This is a genomic window from Micromonospora sp. CNZ295, from assembly GCF_004217535.1.
This window is the reverse complement of the sequence record NZ_SHKZ01000001.1, coordinates 761576-782452: the sequence shown is the minus strand read 5'-3', so window position 1 is coordinate 782452 and position 20877 is coordinate 761576. Positions and strand designations below refer to the sequence as shown.

Annotated in this window: 22 protein-coding genes; 17 read left to right on the top strand and 5 right to left on the bottom strand. The window is 74.8% G+C overall.

Annotated features, from left to right (window positions below; translation table 11 throughout):
- The first annotated feature begins 105 nt into the window (after positions 1 to 105).
- The 6 genes from folP to EV376_RS03660 all read left to right on the top strand — a co-directional run bounded on the left by folP (position 106) and on the right by EV376_RS03660 (position 4128).
- Positions 106 to 987 carry a dihydropteroate synthase gene (folP, locus tag EV376_RS03685; RefSeq protein WP_130320749.1) on the top strand — a complete coding sequence of 294 codons (882 nt, stop codon included), beginning with the start codon at positions 106 to 108 and terminating at the stop codon, positions 985 to 987.
- Complete coding sequence (folB, locus tag EV376_RS03680) at positions 984 to 1349, top strand: dihydroneopterin aldolase (RefSeq protein WP_130320748.1); 366 nt, start codon at positions 984 to 986, stop codon at positions 1347 to 1349. The genes folP and folB overlap by 4 nt, the downstream gene beginning before the upstream one ends.
- On the top strand, positions 1346 to 1873 hold the full coding sequence (gene folK, locus EV376_RS03675; protein WP_130320747.1) for a 2-amino-4-hydroxy-6-hydroxymethyldihydropteridine diphosphokinase: 528 nt from the start codon (positions 1346 to 1348) through the stop codon (positions 1871 to 1873). Before folB ends, folK begins: the two co-directional genes overlap by 4 nt.
- A 19-nt stretch (positions 1874 to 1892) precedes the next feature.
- Positions 1893 to 2432, top strand: coding sequence for a DUF3180 domain-containing protein (locus EV376_RS03670; RefSeq protein ID WP_130320746.1), 540 nt, complete (start codon positions 1893 to 1895; stop codon positions 2430 to 2432).
- A gap of 120 nt (positions 2433 to 2552) precedes the next feature.
- Positions 2553 to 3764, top strand: coding sequence for an ABC transporter permease (locus EV376_RS03665; protein ID WP_165437945.1), 1212 nt, complete (start codon positions 2553 to 2555; stop codon positions 3762 to 3764).
- A gap of 49 nt (positions 3765 to 3813) precedes the next feature.
- Complete coding sequence (locus EV376_RS03660; RefSeq protein ID WP_130320744.1) at positions 3814 to 4128, top strand: hypothetical protein; 315 nt, start codon at positions 3814 to 3816, stop codon at positions 4126 to 4128.
- Between the two features lie 18 nt (positions 4129 to 4146).
- Here the strand turns inward: EV376_RS03660 and EV376_RS03655 are convergent, their stop codons facing one another.
- Positions 4147 to 5166: an ATP-binding cassette domain-containing protein gene (locus EV376_RS03655; protein ID WP_130320743.1), complete on the bottom strand. Its 1020-nt coding sequence runs from the start codon at positions 5164 to 5166 to the stop codon at positions 4147 to 4149.
- A gap of 2 nt (positions 5167 to 5168) precedes the next feature.
- Here EV376_RS03655 and EV376_RS03650 point away from each other — a divergent pair, with 2 nt between their 5' ends.
- The 4 genes from EV376_RS03650 (at position 5169) to EV376_RS03635 (ending at position 9471) form a co-directional block, all read left to right on the top strand.
- Positions 5169 to 5858 carry an ABC transporter permease gene (locus EV376_RS03650; protein WP_130320742.1) on the top strand — a complete coding sequence of 230 codons (690 nt, stop codon included), beginning with the start codon at positions 5169 to 5171 and terminating at the stop codon, positions 5856 to 5858.
- Positions 5831 to 6586 carry an ABC transporter permease subunit gene (locus EV376_RS03645; protein WP_207228031.1) on the top strand — a complete coding sequence of 252 codons (756 nt, stop codon included), beginning with the start codon at positions 5831 to 5833 and terminating at the stop codon, positions 6584 to 6586. Before EV376_RS03650 ends, EV376_RS03645 begins: the two co-directional genes overlap by 28 nt.
- 169 nt (positions 6587 to 6755) lie before the next feature.
- Complete coding sequence (locus EV376_RS03640; RefSeq protein ID WP_130320740.1) at positions 6756 to 7760, top strand: glycine betaine ABC transporter substrate-binding protein; 1005 nt, start codon at positions 6756 to 6758, stop codon at positions 7758 to 7760.
- 145 nt (positions 7761 to 7905) lie between these two features.
- Positions 7906 to 9471, top strand: coding sequence for a 6TM ABC transporter family protein (locus EV376_RS03635; protein WP_130320739.1), 1566 nt, complete (start codon positions 7906 to 7908; stop codon positions 9469 to 9471).
- 130 nt (positions 9472 to 9601) lie between these two features.
- On the opposite strand, the gene EV376_RS03630 is transcribed toward EV376_RS03635, so the two are convergent.
- Both EV376_RS03630 and EV376_RS03625 read right to left on the bottom strand, forming a co-directional pair.
- The gene (locus EV376_RS03630; RefSeq protein ID WP_207228029.1) at positions 9602 to 10768 is read right to left on the bottom strand and encodes an NADH-quinone oxidoreductase subunit D-related protein; all 1167 of its coding nucleotides are present in this window, start codon (positions 10766 to 10768) and stop codon (positions 9602 to 9604) included.
- Positions 10765 to 11799: an SAM-dependent methyltransferase gene (locus tag EV376_RS03625; RefSeq protein ID WP_130320737.1), complete on the bottom strand. Its 1035-nt coding sequence runs from the start codon at positions 11797 to 11799 to the stop codon at positions 10765 to 10767. The genes EV376_RS03630 and EV376_RS03625 overlap by 4 nt, the downstream gene beginning before the upstream one ends.
- 174 nt (positions 11800 to 11973) lie before the next feature.
- Here EV376_RS03625 and EV376_RS03620 point away from each other — a divergent pair, with 174 nt between their 5' ends.
- From EV376_RS03620 to nadC, 6 genes are all read left to right on the top strand, one after another.
- Positions 11974 to 12921: a DUF2520 domain-containing protein gene (locus tag EV376_RS03620; protein WP_130320736.1), complete on the top strand. Its 948-nt coding sequence runs from the start codon at positions 11974 to 11976 to the stop codon at positions 12919 to 12921.
- Positions 12918 to 13766 (top strand): pantoate--beta-alanine ligase, encoded by an 849-nt coding sequence (gene panC, locus EV376_RS03615; RefSeq protein ID WP_130320735.1) that lies wholly within the window; start codon positions 12918 to 12920, stop codon positions 13764 to 13766. The genes EV376_RS03620 and panC overlap by 4 nt, the downstream gene beginning before the upstream one ends.
- 25 nt (positions 13767 to 13791) lie before the next feature.
- The gene (gene panD / locus EV376_RS03610; protein WP_130320734.1) at positions 13792 to 14223 is read left to right on the top strand and encodes an aspartate 1-decarboxylase; all 432 of its coding nucleotides are present in this window, start codon (positions 13792 to 13794) and stop codon (positions 14221 to 14223) included.
- Between the two features lie 168 nt (positions 14224 to 14391).
- Complete coding sequence (locus EV376_RS03605; protein ID WP_130320733.1) at positions 14392 to 15282, top strand: septum formation family protein; 891 nt, start codon at positions 14392 to 14394, stop codon at positions 15280 to 15282.
- A 205-nt stretch (positions 15283 to 15487) separates the two neighbouring features.
- A complete protein-coding gene (locus tag EV376_RS03600; RefSeq protein WP_130320732.1) occupies positions 15488 to 17221 on the top strand; it encodes an L-aspartate oxidase in 1734 nt (577 codons plus the stop codon).
- On the top strand, positions 17218 to 18114 hold the full coding sequence (nadC, locus tag EV376_RS03595; protein ID WP_130320731.1) for a carboxylating nicotinate-nucleotide diphosphorylase: 897 nt from the start codon (positions 17218 to 17220) through the stop codon (positions 18112 to 18114). The genes EV376_RS03600 and nadC overlap by 4 nt, the downstream gene beginning before the upstream one ends.
- Position 18115: 1 nt before the next feature.
- On the opposite strand, the gene EV376_RS03590 is transcribed toward nadC, so the two are convergent.
- Positions 18116 to 19198, bottom strand: a complete 1083-nt coding sequence (locus EV376_RS03590) for a DUF5919 domain-containing protein (RefSeq protein ID WP_130320730.1) — start codon at positions 19196 to 19198, stop codon at positions 18116 to 18118.
- 120 nt (positions 19199 to 19318) lie between these two features.
- Between EV376_RS03590 and EV376_RS03585 the strand changes: the two genes are divergently transcribed.
- Positions 19319 to 20077, top strand: coding sequence for a type III pantothenate kinase (locus EV376_RS03585; protein WP_130320729.1), 759 nt, complete (start codon positions 19319 to 19321; stop codon positions 20075 to 20077).
- Here EV376_RS03585 and EV376_RS03580 read toward each other — a convergent pair.
- Positions 20059 to 20805 carry a class I SAM-dependent methyltransferase gene (locus EV376_RS03580; protein ID WP_130320728.1) on the bottom strand — a complete coding sequence of 249 codons (747 nt, stop codon included), beginning with the start codon at positions 20803 to 20805 and terminating at the stop codon, positions 20059 to 20061. The two genes, EV376_RS03585 and EV376_RS03580, sit on opposite strands and share 19 nt — an antisense overlap.
- Between the last annotated feature and the right edge of the window lie 72 nt (positions 20806 to 20877).

Here is a 20877-nt window from a genome sequence, read left to right as displayed (position 1 = left end):
TCGATCCGGTACCGATGTCCGATCGTACACGTGTTCTAACGTGCATGTCAGCGCCCATGGTCCGGGCCGCGCCGGGCCGTCCGCGGTGACCGGTACGGTCTATCCGTGACCGATCTGGTACGAGCCGCGGCCCCGGTGGTGATGGGCGTCCTGAACGTCACGCCGGACTCCTTCTCCGACGGCGGACGGTACGCCGACCTCGACGCCGCCGTCGCACACGGCGTCCGGCTGCGCGGCGAGGGCGCGCACCTGGTCGACGTGGGCGGCGAGTCCACCCGGCCGGGCGCCGACCGGGTGGGCGCGGAGACCGAGGCCGCCCGCGTGCTGCCGGTGATCCGCGAGCTGGCCGCCGCCGGGGTGGCCGTCAGCATCGACACCACCCGCGCCCGGGTCGCCGAGCTGGCGCTCACCGCCGGCGCGACGGTGGTCAACGACGTGTCCGGCGGGCTCGCCGACCCGGACATGGCCCGCGTCGTCCGGGACGCCGGGTGCCCGTGGGTGCTGATGCACTGGCGCGGCCACTCGCGCACGATGAGCGAGCTGGCCCGCTACGGCGACGTCGTGGCCGACGTCCGGGCCGAGCTCGCCGAGCGGGTCGACGCCGCGCTCGCCGCCGGGGTCGCGGCCGACCGCATCGTCATCGACCCGGGGCTCGGGTTCGCGAAGACCGCCGCGCACAACTGGGAGCTCAGCGCCCGCCTGTCCGAGCTGCTCGACCTCGGCTACCCGCTGCTCTTCGCCGCCAGCCGCAAGTCCTACCTGGGTGCGCTGCTGGCCGCGCCCGACGGCACGCCGCGGCCGACCGGGCAGCGGGAGGTCGCCACCGTCGCCACCAGCCTGCTCGCGGTGGCGGCCGGCGCCTGGGGCGTCCGGGTGCACGACGTCCGGGCCACGGTGGACGCGCTCGCCGTCTGGCGCGCCACGGGCGCGCCCCGGCTGGCGGCAGCCACCCCGACCGCCGCCGGGATCCCGGGAGGAGAGGAATGACCGACCGCATCCAGCTCACCGGCCTGCGCGCGCACGGCCGGCACGGGGTGTACGACTTCGAGCGGGCGCAGGGCCAGGACTTCGTCGTCGACGCCGTCCTGGAACTGGACCTCGCCCCGGCCGCCCGCTCCGACGAGGTGACCGACACCGTCCACTACGGCGAGCTGGCGGAGCGGCTGGTCGCGGTGGTCACCGGGGAACCGGTCAACCTGATCGAGACGCTCGCCGACCGGCTCGTCGCCATCTGCCTGGAGGATCCCCGGGTGCGGGCCGCCACGGTCACCGTCCACAAGCCCGAGGCCCCCGTCCCGCACGCCTTCACCGACGTCGCCGTCACGCTGAGGCGGGAGCGCGGCCGGTGACCCGGGCCCTGCTCTCGCTCGGCAGCAACCTGGGTGACCGCTTCGGCCACCTGCGGTCGGCCGTCGCCGCGCTGGGCGTGTCCGTCCTGCTGGTCTCCGGCGTGTACGAGACGCCGCCCTGGGGCGACACCGACCAGCCCGCGTACCTCAACGCGGTCGTGCTGGCGCAGGATCCCGCCGCGACGTCCGACGACTGGCTGGCGCGGGCCCGGGCGGCGGAGCGGGCGGCCGGGCGGGAGCGGGACCCCGCGCGCCGCTTCGGGCCCCGCACCCTCGACGTCGACGTCATCGCGGTCTGGACGGACGACGGTGAACCGGTGCTCCGCGACGATCCCGAGCTCACGCTGCCGCACCCGCGTGCCCACCTGCGCGCCTTCGTCCTGCGGCCGTGGATCGACATCCAGCCGTACGCGCTGCTGCCCGGGCACGGCTGGCTCACCGACCTGTTGAACGCCGGGCCGGTCGCCGCGGACGCGCTGGAACTGCGTCCCCGTCCGGATCTGGAGCTAGAGTCGACGGCATGAGGCAGTGGAGCCGACCGGCATGACGCAGGCGAAGTCGCCGCCACCGGGCGGCACGGGCCCCGGCCGGATGGGCCCCACGCGGATCTCGACGCTGGTGGTCGCCGCCCTCGCGGCCGCCGCGGTGGCGTGGCTGCTGATCAGCTTCCTCTACTACGACTACCTGCCCGACGACCTGCCCTGGTTGCCGGTGGTCACGCTGGCCGCGCTCGCCGTGCTGGAGGCGTACGCGGCGGCCAACACCCGCGCCCGGATCGAGCGCAGACCCGGCCGCGAACCGGTGAACGCGCTGCTCGTCGCCCGTTTCGTGGTGCTGGCCAAGGCGTCCTCCCTGGCCGGCGCGATCTTCGCCGGGTTCTACGCCGGCCTGACCGGCTGGCTGTTCGTGGAGAGCACCGAGGCCGCCGCGGACGACCGCACGGTGGCCGGTGCCGGCCTGCTCGCCTCCGTGGCGCTGGTGGCCGCCGCCCTCTGGCTGGAGCGGTCCTGCCGGGTCCCGGAGCAGAAGGACGACGAGGACCGCGAGCCCGGCGACCGGGAGGGCCGCCCGGGCCGGCGTTGAGCAGGGGCTTTCGCCAGGCTTTCCGCGCGGGTACGGTGCCTGCGACCGGAGAGCAACGGCCGCGCCGGTCCGCCCGCGCGTGTCGGACCCTGGACGGGCGGCCACCTGGAAGGCGGGTGCATGGGGTACGACGAACCGGGGCGGGACGCCGCCGACACCTCGTCCGGGATCCCCGCCACGGAGCTGGAGAACGTCTTCGACGACCCGGCCCACGGCGAGCCCGGCCGGGACCGGCTCGCCGTGCACGTCGTGTGGGAGATCCTGCTCCTGGCCGGGCTGGCCGGCGTCGCGTACCTGCTCTGGCGTACGGACCCGGACACGTTGCGCGGCGACGGGCTGCGCGGGCTGCTGGTGGACGCCGTCGTGCTCGGGCTGCTGGCCCTGGCCGCCGGGCTGAGCCTGCGTACCGCCGCGGTGAACCTGGCGATCGGGCCGGTGACCGTCGCGGCGGCCCTGCACATGGCCGAGCAGGGCGACCGGGGCGTGGCCGCCGCGGTCGGCCCCGCGATCGCCGTCGCGGCGCTCGGCGGCCTGGTCCTGGCGCTGGTGGTCGGCGTGCTGCACGTCCCCGCCTGGGCGGCCAGTCTGGCCGCCGGTGGGGCGGTCATCGGGTACATCGAGCTGCGCACCGCGCCGGTGCTGCCGCAGGGCGGCTACGACCCGGCCCCGGACGCGCTGTACCTGTTCGCCGGGTTCGCGGCGGTCGCGGTGCTCGGCGGGCTGTTCGGCACGCTACGACCGGTCCGCCGGCTGGTCGGCCGGTTCCGGCCGGTCGCCGACCCGGCCCGCCGCCGGGGCGCCCTCGCCGCGGTGGTCGCCGGCGCTGCGCTGCTCGCGTCCACGGTGCTGGCCGTGCTGGCCGGCTCCCTGCTGGGGACCGCCGGCGCCGATCCGGTCGCCCCGACGACGGGCCTGGGCTGGACGGTGCTCGCGGTCGGCACGGCACTGCTCGCGGGGACCAGCGCCTTCGGCCGCCGTGGCGGCGTCCTCGGCACCCTCCTGGCGGTGTCCCTGGTCACGCTCGTCCTCGCGGACCTGCGGGCGGAGGGCCATTCGGTGAGCCGGTGGGCGGTCGGTGCGGCGGCGCTCGCGGTCGGACTGGTGGTGACCCGGCTCGTCGAGGCGTTCGGCCGGCCGCGGGCCGGCCGGGCGCTCATGCTCGACGGTCCCGACCCCGACGGTCGGATCAGCACCGGCTGGAGCGTGCAGCGCGCCGACCCGATCGGCGACTGGCCACCCTCCCTGCCGACCCAGCCCGTGGAGCGGCCGGCGGATCGCTGGGACCTCCCCGAGTGGGACGCCGGCCGGCGTTGGGACGCCGGCGACCGCTGACCTCGCGTCCGTCGAGCCAGCGGTGATCTCGGCGGTTAGGCTCGGCGGCATGACCGACACACCATCGACGTCCGCCGGCGGCCGGTCGTTCGAGGAGCTCGACGCACTGTCCACGGAGGATCTGCGGGAACAGGCGTTCGCGGTGGCCCGGGAGCACCGCGACGTGGGGTTCTTCTGGTCGGTGCTGCGCCATCTGCCGAACGCCGACGAGGCGGCCGCCCTGGACGGGGCGCCGAACTCCGTCGGGCCGACCATCGAAGAGGCGGTGGCGCTGTGGCGGGAGCTGACCGGTCACGGCTACGAGGAGTCGGCCCCACTGCTGCGGGCGGCCTTCATCGACTACCTGCTGAAGCACCCGAGGTGACCGGGCACCGGCCGGGCGTCAACCGGCCGGCCGGCGGTCGGGAGCGTGGCCCAGGTCGAGCAGCCCGGCCCGGGTGAGCAGGCCCACCGGCCGCTCCTCCTCGGTCACCACGACCCGCTCGGCGGCGGAGGTCAGCAGGACGCCGAGCGCGTCGTACGCCGACCCGCCCAGCGGGAACGTGGGCAGCCCGGCCACGGTCGCGGCGGCGGGCAGCGGCTCCACCGCCGCCCGGGTGACCCGGGTGACCGCCAGGCGGCGGATGCCCCGGTCCGCGCCGACGAACTCGCGTACGAACGGGGTGGCCGGCGCGCCCAGGACGGCGGCCGGCGTGTCGTACTGCTCCAGGTGACCGCCCTGCGAGAGCACCGCGATCCGGTCACCCAGCCGGACCGCCTCGTCGAGGTCGTGGGTCACCAGCACGATCGTCTTGCGTACCTCGGCCTGCAGGCGCAGGAACTCCTCCTGCAGTCGGGTACGCACGATCGGGTCGACGGCCGAGAAGGGCTCGTCCATGAGCAGCACCACCGGGTCCGCGGCGAGCGCCCGGGCCACGCCCACCCGCTGGCGCTGTCCACCGGACAGCTCGTGCGGGTAGCGGCCGCCGAACCGCGCCGGATCCAGGCCGACCAGCTCGAGCAGCTCGGCCACCCGGTGCCGGCGGCGCTCCCGGGACCAGCCGAGCAACTGGGGCACGGTGGCCACGTTGGCGCTCACGGTCTGGTGCGGGAACAGGCCGACGTTCTGGATCACGTACCCGATGCGGCGGCGCAGCCGGACCGGGTCGACCCGGGTCACGTCCTCCCCGCCGAGGAGGATCCGGCCGCCGCTCGGCTCGATCAGCCGGTTCACCATCCGCAGCACCGTCGACTTGCCGCAGCCGGACGGACCGATCAGCACCACCAGTTCGCCGGCGGCGACGTCCAGGGTCAGTTCGCGGACCGCCTCGGTGCCGCCCGGGTAACGCTTGCTGATCCCGTCGAGCGAGATCGACGCCGCACGCGTCCCGTCGCCGCCGGATCCCTGCGGGGTAACGTCCACACATGTCCTTCCGCCTGGGCTACCGGACCGATCCGGGCAACCCGTGGTTCTCGTGGCAGTACGTGCGGGACAACTCTGACACGATCCTCGCCGCGCTGCGCGAGCACACCTCGCTGACCGCGCGGGCGGTGCTCATCGCCGTGCTGGTCGCGCTGCCGTTGGCGGTGGCGGCGTACTGGTTCCGCCCGCTGACCGGCCCCATCCTGGCGGTCACCGGCGTGCTCTACACGGTGCCGTCGCTGGCCCTGTTCGCGTTCCTCGCGCCGTACCTGGGCATCGGCGCCCTGACCGTGCTCAGCGTGGTGGCGCTCTACGCGCTGCTGGTGATCGTCCGCAACGCGCTGGCCGGGCTCACCCAGGTGCCGCCCGAGGTGCGGGAGGCGGCCGAGGGCATGGGGTACGGCCGGTGGGGCCGGTTGTTCCGGATCGAGTTGCCACTGGCCCTGCCCGGCATCCTGACCGGGCTGCGCCTGGCGACGGTCTCCACGGTGGCCCTGGTGACGGTGGGCGTGGTCGTCGGGCGCGGCGGGCTCGGCCAGCTGATCTTCGGTGGCTTCCAGAACAACTTCTACAAGGCGCAGATCATGACCGGGACGCTGCTCTGCGTCCTGCTCGCCCTGGTGCTCGACCTCGCCCTGGCCGGCGCCGGGCGCCTGCTCACCCCGTGGCTGCGCCGCCGGAGCCCGGCATGAGCGCGGCGAACCCGATCGAGGCGGCGGTGGTCTGGCTCAACGACCCGCTGAACTGGACCAACCCCGGTGGCATCCTGGACCGGATCGGCGAGCACCTGTCGATGTCGGCGGCGGCGGTGGCCCTCGGTTGCCTGGTCGCCTGGCCGATCGGGCTCTGGCTGGGGCACACCGGACGCGGCGGCGGGCTGGTCGTGCTCGTCGCCAACCTCACGCTCGCCGTGCCGACGCTGGCGCTGCTCACCATCCTGCCGTTGACCTTCCTCGGCTTCGGCCGGCCCTCGGTGGTCGTGGCACTGGCGGTCTTCGCGGTGCCGCCGCTGCTCGCCAACGCGTACACCGGGGTGCGGCAGGCCGACCCGGAGGCCCGGGACGCGGCCCGGGGGATGGGCTTCTCCGGCTGGCAGCTGCTGCGCCGGGTCGAGCTGCCGCTCGCGGTGCCGTACCTGGCGGCCGGCTTCCGGACGGCGGCGGTGCAGGTGGTCGCCACCGCCGCACTGGCCTCCTTCGTCAACGGCGGCGGCCTGGGCCAGATCATCCGGGCCGGGTTCGGCCTCGACATCGCCGCCGGCGGCGGGCAGATCCTCGCCGGTGGCCTGCTCGTGGCCGGGCTCGCGGTGCTGGTTGAGCTGGTGCTGGCGCTGGTCGAGCGGCTCGTCACACCGCGTCCGCTGCGAACCGGACGACGGCGCGCGAGCCGCCGGGCCGCCGACGCGGTCACCGGCGCCTGAGCGTCGACTCAGCGACCGGGGGCCGGTGACGATCCGGTGACGAAGCGGCCCACGGGTTTGTCGTACCCGTCCAGGAGGATGTTGTGTGAAAGTGCGGGCGGCGCGGGTCGTCCGTCGGACACGCGGCCGGCCCGGAAGGGTCGCGCCGGGACACGGAAGGCGGGCAGCCATGCGCGCACGCACACGTTTGACGATCGGCGCCGTCGGCGCCCTCACCGCGGCCGGGCTGCTGACCGGCTGCGGTGCGGCCGGTTCGTCCGGCACCGAAGCGCCGGAGTCGGCCGCGTCGGGTGCCGGGTGCGCCCCGGTGGCCGGTGACGAGCTGGTCGTCCTGGAAGACGACAAGAAGCTCCAGAACAGCGACAACGTCCTCCCCGCGGTCAACGCGGACGTCGCCACGCCGCAGCTTCTCGCGGCGCTGGACAAGGTCTCCGCCGCGCTCGACACGCCGAAGCTGATCCAGCTCAACAAGGCCGTCGACGTCGACCGCCGGACGCCGGCGGTGGCGGCGAGCGAGTTCGCCGGCGCCAACAACCTGACCGCGGGCATCGCGAAGGGCCCGGGCGGGCGGATCGTGGTGGGCGCCGCCAACTTCAGCGAGAGCCAGACCCTCGCCGAGCTCTACAAGATCGCGCTGACCGCGGCCGGCTACCAGGTCACGGTGCAGCAGGTCGGCAGCCGCGAGCTGTACGAGCCGGCCCTGGAGAAGGGCGAGATCCAGGTCTTCCCCGAGTACGCGGCCACCATGGCGGAGTTCCTCAACACCAAGGCCAACGGGCCGGACGCCCAGCCGGTCTCCTCGCCCGACCTGGAGAAGACGGTCGCCGTGTTGAAGGCGGCCGGCGAGAAGGTCAACCTGGTCTTCGGCACGCCCTCCGCCGCTCAGGACCAGAACGCCTTCGCCGTCACCCGCGCCTTCGCCGACAAGCACGGCGTGCGGACCCTGTCCGAGCTGGCTGACAAGTGCTCTGGCGAGGCGACGGTCCTGGCCGGCCCGCCGGAGTGCCCGCAGCGGCCGAAGTGCCAGGCCGGGCTGATCGAGGTCTACGACTTCCGGGCCGGTTCGTTCAGCTCGCTCGACGCCGCCGGGCCGCAGACGAAGAACGCCCTGAAGACCGGTGCCGCCAGCGTCGGCCTCGTCCTCTCCTCCGACGGAGCGCTCGCCGCCGGCTGACCGGCCGGGGACGAGCACGACCGGGTGCCGGCGGCTGGGTCGCCGGCGCCCGGCGCCCGACCTGCGAATCTACTGCCGAGTAACCATGCTGGAGGGCGCTTTCGGCCGTTCCCACGCAGCGCAACTCTCGGTAGGCTGCACAGCCATGCCGGCCCCGGTCGCCACCGACGACACGCGCAATCCCTCGCTGTTGACGGCGCTTTTCTGGATCGGCGTGGCCCTCGCTCCCGTGGCGGCGCTGATCCTGCTCATCGCTGACGGTAACGGCCCACTACGGTTCGCAGCGGTGCTGGCCATCCTGGCCGTCGTGCTGATCGGTCTGTCCATCGCGCTCCGTGCCGACGGCGGTTCCGAAGTCGAGGAGATGCGGGAGGAGATCGAGCAGCTTCGCCGCGAGCTGCGCGGGGAGGTCGTGGCCGCCGCCCAGCGGGGCAACCAGGCGTTCGACCAGGCCCAGCGTGCCCACGAGGCGGTCGCCGCACTGCGGCGGCGTCTCGACGCCGGCACCGCCGCCCTGTCCGGCCCGGCCGAGGTCGGCGGCGCGGGCCGGGCGCGGGTGCCGGCCGACGAGCCGGCCGGCCGGTCCCGGGTGCCGGCGGACGAGCCGGCCGGGCAGGTCTACGCACCGGACGGCGGGCAATGGGGTGACCAGGACGACGACCGGGCCCGCCGGGCCGACCGCCCGACCTCCGACAGCTACCCGGGCGACCGCCCGTACGCGGGAACGTCCGCCGGCTACGGCGCCGAGCGCCCGGCCGGCGGCTCGGCCGGTGTCTACGGCGGCGGCGAGCGGGCGGCCGGTGTCTACGGCGGCGACCGAGCGGCGGGTGTCTACGGCGGCGGGGACCGGTCGGCCGCCGGTGGGTACGGAAGCGGCGAGCAGTCGGCCGGGGTGTACGGCGCCGAGCGCGCCGGCGGCGGCTACGGCGGGTGGACGCCGGAGACCGAGGGTCAGCCCTCGCCCCGACCGCTCGGCGTGGTGCGGCACACCGAGACCGTGCACGTCACCACCCGGCACACCATCGTCGACGGCGGCCTCGGTGAGACCGGCACCCGGTACGGCGGCTACGGCAGCCACCGGTCCCCCGGCGCGGAGGAGCGGCCGTGGGCCGGGGACGGTGACGACCGCTCCTGGTCGGGCCCCGCCGAGGCGGACGAGCGGTCGTGGTCGGGCCGCGACGAGCGGGCCCGCGACGATCGCCGGTGGGCCGGGCCGGATGAGCCCGCCCGGTCCGGTCAGCAGTGGGACGACCGCGGCTGGGCCGACCGGCGCGACGACCGCGGCTGGGACGCGGAGCGGTCCTGGGACCGCCCGGCGGACCAGCCCGGCCGGGGACGCGGGCCGGACGGCGGTGCCGAGGGCGAGTACTGGTCGCAGCTGCGCGCCGGCGACCGGTGGGCCGCCGTTCGCGAGGACGACCGGGGCCGCGAGCTGCGGATGGGCGAGCGGCAGGCGGAGGTGCTCGCGGACCGGAGCGGCGCCGAGTTCCGGGTGGCGGACCGGTGGGCCTCGGTCCGCCGGGACGACCCGGGGCGCGATCGCGAGGAGTCCTGGCGGGGCGGCTGGGACGAGCCGGAGGAGCGGCCCGCGCTGCCCAGCGGTGGCGTACCGGTGCCGGAGGAGTGGCGGGTGCCCCGGCAGCGGCAGCCGGAACCACACTGGTCGCCGGAGCCGGGCCGGTACGGTTCGGCGGACGATCGCTGGCGCTGACCGCGCGGGCCGGGGCGCTGGACGGCGAGCGTCGCCGCCGGACGCGACCCGCTGAGGCGCCGCGGCCGCCGGACGGCGAACACTGAGCGCCGGGGCCGCCGGACCGCGATTCGCTGAGCGCCGCGGCCGGTCACTTGTCGATGTCGCCGACCACGAAGAACATCGAGCCGAGGATGGCGATCAGGTCCGGCACCAGGCAGCCGGGCAGCAGCGTGGCCAGGGCCTGCACGTTCGCGTACGACGCGGTGCGCAGCTTGAGCCGCCACGGCGTCTTCTCGCCCCGGGACACCAGGTAGTACCCGTTGATGCCGAGCGGGTTCTCGGTCCACGCGTAGGTGTGGCCCTCCGGGGCCTTGAGCACCTTCGGCAGCCGGGTGTTGACCGGTCCGGTTAGCCGGTCCACCCGGTCCAGGCACTGCTCGGCGAGGTCGAGGGAGACGTACACCTGGTCGAGCAGCACCTCGAAGCGGGAGTGGCAGTCCCCGGCCGTCCGGGTCACCACCGGCACGTCGAGCTGGTCGTACGCCAGGTACGGCTCGTCGCGGCGCAGGTCGAGGTCGAGCCCGGAGGCGCGGGCGACCGGTCCGGACGCGCCGAACGCGGCGGCGGCGGCCGCCGACAGCACCCCCACGCCGACGGTGCGGGCCAGGAAGATCTCGTTCCGCCGGATCAGGTGGTCCAGGTCCGGCATCCGCCGCCGTACCTCGCCGATGGCCGCGCGGGCCCGCCCGGTCCAGCCGGACGGCACCTCCTCCTTGAGCCCGCCGACGCGGTTGAACATGTAGTGGATCCGCCCGCCGGACACCTCCTCCATGACGGCCTGGAGGGTCTCCCGCTCGCGGAACGCGTAGAACATCGGGGTGATCGCGCCGATCTCCAGCGGGTACGAGCCGAGGAACATCAAATGGTTGAGCACCCGGTTCAGCTCGGCGAGCGCCATGCGCAGCCAGGTGGCGCGCTCCGGCACCTCCATGCCCATCAGCCGCTCGACGGCGAGCACCACGCCCAGCTCGTTGGCGAACGCGGACAGCCAGTCGTGCCGGTTCGCCAGGACGATGATCTGCCGGTAGTCGCGCACCTCGAACAGCTTCTCCGCGCCCCGGTGCATGTACCCGACGATCGGCTCGGCGCTGACCACCCGTTCGCCGTCGAGCACCAGTCGCAGCCGCAGCACGCCGTGCGTGGAGGGGTGCTGCGGACCGATGTTGAGCACCATGTCGGTGCCGAGCTGCTCCCCGCCCGCGCCGGTGCCGACGGTCAGCTCGCGGAGGTCGGCGTCCGTGGTCATGCCCGTCATCGTGCCACGAGCGGGTCGAGGGCGACGCCGACCGGTTGCAGCAGCCACCAATGCCCGCCGAGGCCGGCCGGGTCGGTCAGCTCGGCCACCGCCGACGCGGCGGCCAGGGCCCGCACGTACCCGGCCGGGTCGGTGGCGGCCCGGCTCAGCGTCGGTCGGCCGCCGTCGGCCCCGAGCGCCCGCAGCGCCTCCCGCTGCGAGACCAGGGTGTACGCGCGCCGCCCGACCGGCTCACCGGCGGAGGCGACCGAGTCCAGGGCGACGTGCGCGGTGACGTCGCACGACCCGTCCGGCACCGGCGGCACCTGCCGTCCGGCCCGGTACCCGGTCAGCGAACCGTCCACCGGCCGGCCGTCGCGCAGGTGCCCGTAGTCGACGGCCACCGCCAGTCCCCGGTCGACGTGGCTGACCGCCCGGGCCCAGGCGTCGTCCCGGGTCCGGCCGATCTCCATCCGGGCGGTGGCGGGGGCGGGCCACCAGGCGGTCAGCCAGTCGGCGTCCGCCGGCTCGACCGGCGGGCCGACCGTCTCCTCGCCGGAGGTGGGGTCGACCAGGAGGTAGTGCCAGCCGTCCCCACGGGGGACGGCGACGTCCAGGGGGACGTTGTCGAGCCATTCGGTGGCCAGGAGTACACCGGTGACGCCGGTGGGGATCTCGTCGACCCAGGTGATCTCCGGCGGCAGGTCTCCGGGGCGCGGGGCGAGTTCGACGGCGGTGAACCGTACCCGCTGGGCGAGCGGGACCGGCGGGGTGCCGGCGGGCCCGGGCGGCGAGTGCCCGGGCTCCCGCACGGCCTGGACCAGCGATCGCAACAGCTCGCCCCGGCCGGCGCCGACGTCCACCAGGTCGAGGTGGTCCGGGTGCTCCAGGGCCGCGTCGACCGTGGTGATCAGGTGGAGCAGGGCGGTGGCGAAGGCGGGCGAGGCGTGCACGCTGGTGCGGAAGTGGGCGGCCGGTCCGGGGCCGGCGACGAAGAAACCGGCCGGGCCGTACAGCGCCCGGTCCATCGCGTCCCGCCAGCGGATCGCCATCTCGTCTCCCCTCGAGGAAGGGCCCCGGTCAACGCCTCCGGTAGCGCAGGGGTCCCTTGTTAACACCAGTCCGCGTCGCTGGTGAACGTTTTCACACCTTCTTGTTTCGACTGCGTCGCAGCGGCGCATACTTGCGATCGACCGGTACCCCTTCTCGAGGACTGGATCATCGCCATGAGCGCTCCGCTGCGCCCGCGTCCGGGGCCCGCCGTACGGCCGGCCGACGCGCCCGCCCCCCGTTCCCTGACCGTCGGCGTGATCGGCGCCGGCCGGGTCGGCGCCGTGCTGGGAGCCGCCCTCGCCGCCGCCGGCCATCGGGTGGTCGCCGCCGCCGGGGTCTCCGGCGCGTCCCGGGCCCGGCTGGCGCTGCTGCTTCCCGCCGTCCCCCGCCGATCGGCCACCTCGGTGGCCCGGGTGGCCACCGACCTCCTGCTGGTCGCGGTGCCGGACGACGCGCTCGCGGGCGTGGTCGCCGGCCTTGCCGGCAGCGGTGCGCTGCGCCCCGGCCAGGTCGTCGCGCACACGTCCGGCGCGCACGGGCTGGCGGTCCTGGCCCCGGCCGCCGAGGTCGGCGCCCGCCCGTTGGCCCTGCACCCCGCGATGACCTTCACCGGTACGCCGGACGACCTCGCCCGCCTGGCCGGCATCTCGTACGGGGTGACCGCCCCGGCGGAGCTGCGCCCGCTCGCCGCCCGCCTCGTCGCCGACCTCGGCGGCGTGCCGGAGTGGATCGGCGAGGCGGACCGGCCGCTCTACCACGCGGCGCTGGCGCACGGCGCCAACCACCTGGTCACCCTGGTCAACGAGGCGGCCGACCGGCTGCGCGACGCCGGTGTCGCCCAGCCGGAGAAGGTGCTCGCCCCGCTGCTGCGGGCCGCCTTGGAGAACGCGCTGCGCCTCGGCGACGACGCGCTGACCGGCCCGGTCTCCCGGGGCGACGCCGGCACGGTCGAGCGGCACCTGGCCCACCTGGCGGGGACCGCACCGGAATCCGTGGCCCCCTACCTGGCGTTGGCACGGAGGACCGCGGACCGGGCGATCGCGGCCGGACGGCTGCGCCCCGTGGACGCGGAGTCGCTGCTCGACGTGCTGGGCGGGAGGGACCGGGAGGTGGCCGCGTGACCGAGCTGGTGCACACGCGCGCCGAGCTGGCGGTGGCCCGCGAGGGGCTCAAGGGCACCGTCGGGGTCGTCATGACCATGGGCGCCCTGCACTCCGGCCACGAGACGCTCCTGCGCGCCGCCCGGGAGCAGGCGGACAGCGTGCTCGTCACGATCTTCGTCAACCCGCTCCAGTTCGGGCCGAACGAGGACTTCGACCGGTATCCGCGCACCCTCGACGCCGACCTGGAGATCTGCCGGCGGGCCGGCGCGGACGTGGTCTTCGCGCCGTCGGTGGGGGACATGTACCCGGGTGGCCAGCCCCGGGTGCGGGTCAACCCGGGCCAGCTGGGCGAGGAACTGGAGGGGCAGAGCCGGCCCGGCTTCTTCCACGGGGTGCTGACCGTGGTCCTGAAGCTGCTCCAGCTGACCCGCGCGGACCTGGCGTTCTTCGGGGAGAAGGATTACCAGCAGCTGACCCTGGTGCGCCGGATGGTCCGGGACCTCGACGTGCCGGTGGAGATCGTCGGCGTGCCGACCGTCCGGGAGCCGGACGGGTTGGCCCTGTCGAGCCGGAACCGGTATCTTTCGCCGGCCGAGCGGGCGGCCGCGCTGAGCCTGTCGGCGGCGCTGCGGGCCGGTGCCGAGGCCGCCGACGCGGGCGCGGACGCCGGGTCGGTCCTGGCCGCCGCGCACGCCGCGTTCGGCTCCGGTACGCGGGGCGCGCAACTGGACTACCTGGTGCTCACCGACCCGGACCTGGAGCCGGGGCCGGTGGCCGGTCCGGCGCGGCTGCTCGTCGCCGCCTGGGTCGGCACCACCCGGCTGATCGACAACGCGCCCGTCCACCTGGCCCCGCGCTCCTGACCCCACCACCTCGAAAGGCGCTCCGATGCTGCGCACCATGCTCAAGTCGAAGATCCACCGCGCCACGGTGACCCAGGCCGACCTGCACTACGTCGGTTCGGTGACGGTGGACCAGGACCTGCTCGACGCCGCCGACCTGCTGCCCGGTGAGCAGGTGGCGATCGTGGACATCACCAACGGCGCGCGGCTGGAGACGTACGTGATCCCGGGTGAGCGGGGGAGCGGTGTGATCGGCATCAACGGTGCGGCCGCCCACCTGGTGCACCCCGGCGACCTGGTCATCCTGATCTCGTACGGCCAGATGGACGACGCCGAGGCCCGCAGGTACCGGCCGAAGGTGGTCCACGTCGACGCGGCGAACCGGATCGTCGACCTGACGGCCGACCCGGCGACCGCGGCTCCCGGCACCGCCGGCGACCCGATCCCGAACCCCCTGACGGCAATCCCGCTCTCCTGACCCCGGTTTCCCCGCGAGCTCGCACCTCCGGCCCCGCTTCGGCGATCACGACCGGCTTGTCGGGGCACAAGTCCGAGATCGCGAGGTTCCGGCGCGCACATCCGGTCTGTCACCGGAGGGTTATTCAGCGTTACGCTGAGACGCGGGGTGGCCGGTGGGGGAGGCGGCGTGCGGCAGCGGCTTGGTTTCTGCGTCTTCCTGGTGGTGGGAGCGCTGCTGGCCGGGTGTGTCGCGCCCACCGACGGCGACCTGACCGACGACTGGCGAGCGCTGCCCACCGCCGGGCCGTTCACGCCCGAGGCGGGGGTCTGTCACGTCGCGGACTTCGTCGCCGAGGTGACCCTGGCGGCGTACCAGCCGGTGGACTGCGCCACCCCGCACCGGGTCGAGACCGTGCATGTGGGGACCTTCCCGGCCGGGCAGGCGGACCGGCCGGCCGCCGGCTCGACCGACTTCCGGGGTGCGTTCGCCGAGTGCGACAGCAGCGCGAACGCGTACCTGGGCGACGACTGGCGGGCCGGGCGGCTGCGTCTCTCGGTGGCGGTGCCGTCGGCGCCGGGCTGGGCGTCCGGCTCCCGCTGGTACCGCTGCGACCTGACCGAGGTGACCACCGCCGAGGCCGCCGCCACGGTGGTCACCCGCACCGGCAGCCTGCGGAACGCCCTGACCGGGCCGTCGCCGCTGCGCCTCGGCTGCCAGCAGACCCGCCGCGACCGGGGCGGCGGTGGGGTCGAGACGCTGCTGCCGGTGGAGTGCGGCGTCCGCCACGACGCCGAGTTCGCCGGGGTGTGGCACGCTCCCGAGCGTCCGTACCCGGCGAAGGACGCCGACTGGGCTCCGCTCTACGCCGGCTGTCGCAGCGCCATCGCCCGGTACGCCGCGCTGCCCGATGACGTGACGCTTCGCCTGCGCGCCGATGTGGTGGTCCGCCCGCCCGGTGCCGGGCGGTGGCGGGTGGGCGACCGGGGCGTCCGCTGCTACCTGTGGCTCAGTGACCGGCAGGTCGACGGCTCGCTCAAAGGCGCGGGCCCGGCGCGGCTACCGGTCCGCACCCGATGAAGGACCGGGCCGACCGGCCCGCGCCGGTGCCGAACAGGGCCGGGCCGCCGGTGCGTACCGGTGACCGGACGCCCTACCGACGCGGGTTTCCGGTGCGTACCCGGTGGAAAGCGGCCGGGCGGGTGGCCGGCGGCACGGGGTAGCCCAAACCACTCGTCCCGCCCCCGCCGCCCCTCGCGAGGGGCCTTCGGGTTGACTGGGGGGCATGGATCTACCGACCGTCGACCTGCCGGCCCTGCCCCGCCTGCTGGCAGCGCCGGCGCCGGGCTGGGTGGAGACGACCGATGTGGTCGTCGTCGGCTCCGGTGTCGCGGGGCTGACCGCCGCGCTGCACCTGCGCGAGGCGGGGCTGCACGTCACGGTGGTCACCAAGGTCGCCATGGACGAGGGCTCGACGCGCTGGGCGCAGGGCGGCATCGCGGCCGTGCTCGACCCGCACGACAGCCCGGCGGCCCACGCGTCGGACACGGAGATCGCCGGTGTCGGCCTCTGCGACCCGGCGGCCGTACGCGTCCTCGTCGAGGAGGGGCCGACCCGGCTCCGGGAACTGATGCGGATCGGCGCGGAGTTCGACCGGAACCCGGACGGCTCGCTCATGCTCACCCGGGAGGGCGGCCACCGGGCGGACCGGATCGTGCACGCGGGCGGCGACGCCACCGGCGCGGAGGTGCAGCGGGCCCTGCACGCCGCGGTCCACCGGGACCCGTGGATCCGGCTCGTCGAGCACGCCCTGGTGCTGGACCTGCTCCGGGCCCCCGGCGACGGTCGGGACGGCCTCGGCCCGGCCTGTGGCGTCACGCTGCACGTGCTGGGGGAGGGCAGCGAGGACGGCGTCGGCGCGATCCTGGGCCGTGCGGTGGTGCTCGCGACCGGTGGGATGGGCCAGGTCTTCGCGGCCACCACCAATCCGGCGGTCTCGACCGGCGACGGCGTGGCGCTCGCGCTGCGGGCCGGGGCCGCCGTCACCGACGTGGAGTTCGTCCAGTTCCACCCCACCGCGCTCATCGTCCCGGAGGCCGCCCGGGTGCCCGGCGCCGGGCACGCCCAGCAGCCGCTGGTCTCCGAGGCCCTGCGGGGCGAGGGTGCGTACCTGGTGGACTCCGACGGCAAGCGGTTCATGGTGGGGCAGCACGAGCTCGCCGAACTCGCTCCCCGGGACGTGGTCGCGAAGGGCATCCACCGGGTGCTGCTCGCCACCGGCGCGGACCACGTCTTCCTCGACGCCCGCCACCTGGGCGGCGACTTCCTGGCCCGGCGGTTCCCGACCATCGTGGCGTCCTGCCTGGCCATCGGCGTCGATCCCGCGACCGACCTGATCCCGGTGGCCCCGGCGGCGCACTACGCCTCCGGCGGCGTGCGCACCGACCTTCGCGGCCGGACGTCCATCCCCGGCCTGTACGCGTGCGGCGAGGTCGCCTGTACCGGCGTGCACGGCGCGAACCGGCTGGCCAGCAACTCGTTGCTGGAGGGGCTGGTGTTCTCCCGCCGGATCGCCGACGACCTGGCGACCGGCCTGCCGGAGCAGCCGAAGCCGGCGCCGACCGGCGCCTGGACCGGCGGCGACGGTCGGGTGTCGCCCGCCGGCGGCACGCCCGCCCTCCAGCGGGCGATGACGCGGGGCGCCGGCGTGCTGCGGTCGGCCGCGACCCTGGCCGAGACGGCGGCCACGCTGGCGGACCTGGGCGCCGGCCGGGGTGTGCCCCGCACTCCGGACTGGGCGGCGACGAACCTCCTCACCGTGGCGTCGACGCTGGTCGCCGCCGCGTACGCCCGGCAGGAGACCCGGGGCTGCCACTGGCGGGAGGACTTCCCGGTCGGTGACGAGCGGTGGCGCGGCCACCTGGTCACCGGCATCGGGGTGCAGGGCCGGCTGACCCGGCGGTGGGAGGAGACGGAGCCGCGGGCCACGCCGTCGGCGGCGGAGGGAGGCACGGCATGACCGAGGAGACCGAACGGACGTTGCGTGACGGGGGCCTAAACCCGGAGCGGGTACGCCGGGTGATCACCGAGGCGCTCGTCGAGGACCTCGGTCCGGACTTCCTCGACGTGACCAGCGTCGCCACGATCCCCGACGCCCAGACCGACACCGCCGACCTGGTGGCCCGCGCCGACGGCGTGGTGGCCGGACTGCCCGTGGCCGCCGCCGTGTTCGAGCTGGTGGGCGAGGTGACCGGCGCCGCCCGTACGGCCGAGGTGTCGCTCGTCGCCCGCGACGGGCAGCGGGTGGCGCGCGGCGACGTGCTGGCGACGGTGACCGGCCCCACCCGGCTGCTGCTCACCGCCGAGCGCACCGCGCTGAACCTGCTCTCCCGGATGTCCGGGGTGGCCACCCACACCCGGGCCTGGGCCGACGCGCTGGCCGGCACGAAGGCGATGGTGCTCGACACCCGCAAGACCACCCCGGGCCTGCGGGCCCTGGAGAAGTACGCGGTCCGCGCGGGCGGCGGCACCAACAAGCGGATGGGCCTGCACGACGTCGCCATGGTCAAGGACAACCACAAGCTGGCGGCCGGCGGGGTGGCGGCGGCGTTCAAGCGGGTCCGCGAGGCGTTCCCGGACGTCCCGGTGCAGGTGGAGGTCGACACGGTCGCCGAGGCGATCCAGGCGGTCGAGGCGGGGGCCACCTTCCTGCTGCTGGACAACATGAGCCCGGCGATGCTCAGCGAGGTGGTGTGCGCGGTCGGGAACCGGGCCGAACTGGAGGCGACCGGCGGGCTGACCCTGGGCATGGCGGCCGAGTACGCGGCGACCGGCGTGGACTTCCTGTCGGTCGGCGCGCTCACCCACTCGTCGCCCATCCTGGACATCGCGCTGGACCTGCGGACGGAGTGAGTCAGGCGGCCCGGGTCAGCCGCGTGGCCACCAGGTTGAAGATCACCCGGTTCTCGGTGTCGTGCCGGCCGTCGAGGCCGTACTTGGCGCGGAACAGCTCCACCACCCGGCGGTAGACCTCGGGGGCCAGTTCGTCGGCCTCCCCGAGGTCGAACACCTCGCCGGCCACCTCGGGCCGGTCGAGCACCACGGTCAGCCCGGCGAGGCCGTGCCGGGCGACGTTGCGGACCAGGTCTCGCCCGGCGATGTACCAGGCGCCGTCGACCTGGACGTAGAGCGCCTCGCAGGTTTCCAGCTCCCGGCCGCCCTGCCGCAGGCAGAGTCGCAGCGTGAGGCAGGCGTCCAGGTCCCGGACGAGCGCGGTCTCCCACAGCTCGGTGAACCGGTCGGCGACGAACTCGCCGAGCGGTGTGGAGACGTACGCCTCGATCTGCTGGGTGTCGAAGGTGCTGCCCCGGACGGGGAAGAACGAGATGAACGCCTTGCCGTCCCAGCGGTACATCTGGACCGACGGCGCGGCGTTGTAGATGCGAACGCGTAGCCGGGCGCGGCTCGACTCCGGCAGTTCCTCCCGCAGGCGGGCGAGGTGCCAGACGTTGTTGAGGATCGCCACCGAGGCGTCCCGGCGGCGCAGCTCCGCGCCGCGCAGCCGAACCGCGGGCGAGTCCGGGTCCAGCAGCAGGAGCCGGACCACGGCGCCGTTGGCCAGGGCGCAGCGCAGGGCCTCGGCGAAGCGGGCGGCGTACGGGCCCTCCAGCATGCTGGTCCAGGTCTCCAGGATCGCCACCGTCTCCCGGGACTGGGCCACCCGCTCGATCAGGGCGTCCCGGTCGAGCCGCGGATGTTCGATGATGCTGGCCGTCTGGAGTTCCCGGAACAGCGGGTTCAGTACGACGTAGGTCAGCAGCGTCATGATCAGCGCGGCGCCGACGTCCAGGTAGAGCTCGCCGCGGAAGGTCTGCCCGGAGCGCCAGCTCTGGATGATCATCCAGAGCGCGCCGCCGGCCAGGGCGGCGAGGACGAGCACGTGCCGGCGGCGCCGGCGCAGGGCGTTTCGCGCGCGGAGCCACCACATCCCCGACATGTCCGCTCCCCGTCCGGCGCGCCGTGGAATCGATTGATGTTCATGTCGTGATGTCGACCAGCATACGGTCCGCCGGCCGCTGCGCGCTCCGTCCGGTCGGCCGTTGTCTAGGCTGCGTTCGTGCTGCTCTGCATCGACATCGGAAACACCAACACCGTGCTGGCGACCTTCGACGGCGACAAGCTGGTGCATTCGTGGCGGATCAAGACCGACGCCCGGTCGACGGCGGACGAGCTGGGCCTGAAGTTGCGTGGCCTGCTGGCCGGGGACGCGGTCGAGATCACCGGGGTGGCCGCCTGCTCGACCGTGCCCGCCGCGCTGCGCTCGCTGCGGACGATGCTCGACCGCTACTACGCCGATCTGCCGCACGTGATCGTCGAGCCCGGGGTGCGGACGGGGGTTCAGCTCGCGATCGACAACCCCAAGGAGGTCGGGGCGGACCGGGTGGTCAACACGCTGGCCGCGTACACGCTCTACGGCGGCCCGTCGATCGTCGTGGACTTCGGCACCACCACCAATTTCGACGTGATCAGCGAGCGCGGCGAGTTCCTCGGCGGCGCCTTCGCCCCGGGCATCGAGATCTCCTTCGACGCGCTCGCCGCCCGGGCCGCCCAGCTGCGCAAGGTCGAGGCAACCCGGCCGCGTTCGGTGATCGGCAAGAACACGGTGGAGTGCCTCCAGGCCGGCCTCTACTTCGGCTTCGCCGGGCAGGTGGACCGCATCGTCGAGCGGATGACCGAGGAGCTGGGCGAGGTGCGGGCGGTGATCGCCACCGGTGGCCTGGCCGCGCTGGTGCTCAACGAGTGCCGGACGATCACCCACCACGAGCCGATGATCACCCTGATCGGGCTGCGGATGGTCTACGACCGCAACGTCTGAGCGCGGATCGCCAGGGTGCGGTACGGCAGCTCGATCGTCTCCCGTCCGGCCAGGTCCGGGTGGGTGGCGAACAGGTCGCGCAGCTCACCCTCGACCCGCGCCCGTCGCCTTCGGTCGGCCACCAGGTAGTGCGAGCGGGTCCGGACCATCGCGATCAGCTCGTCCGGGGTGAGCGCGGTGACGTGCGGGAACTCGGCCCACTCCGGCTCGGTGAAGGGCCCACCGAACCCGGCCATGAACTCACGCAGGTGGTCGACGGTGTCGCCGATCTCGGCGATCCGGCTCAGCTCGTCCACCCACCCGACCCGGTCGTCGCGCAGGTTCCAGATCGCGGCGAAGACGCCGCCGGGCCGCAGCACGCGGGCGATCTCCGGGTGCGCCCGCTCCCGGTCGAACCAGTGGTACGCCTGACCGACCAGCACCGCCTCGGCGTACCCGTCGGGGAGCGGGACCGACTCGGCGCTGCCGGCCAGCGCGGGCGGGCCCGGCGTGACCGCGGCGAACCGGTCGCGCATCCCGGGGTCGGGCTCGACGGCGGTCACCTCGTGGCCGAGCGCCAGCAACCCCCGGGTGAGGATCCCGGTGCCCGCGCCCAGGTCGACCACCCGCGCCGGCGCGGGGAGGCCGTCCACCGCCCAGCGCACGGCCGCCTCCGGATAGCGGGGTCGGTACCGGTCGTAGTCGGCCGCGGCGGCGCCGAACGAGAGCGCTTCGGTGGGCTTGGTCATGGCGGGCAGGTTATCCGGTAACGACCACCGGGACCCCTTGAGTACGCTCGGGGCCAGACCCCGCCCGAATTC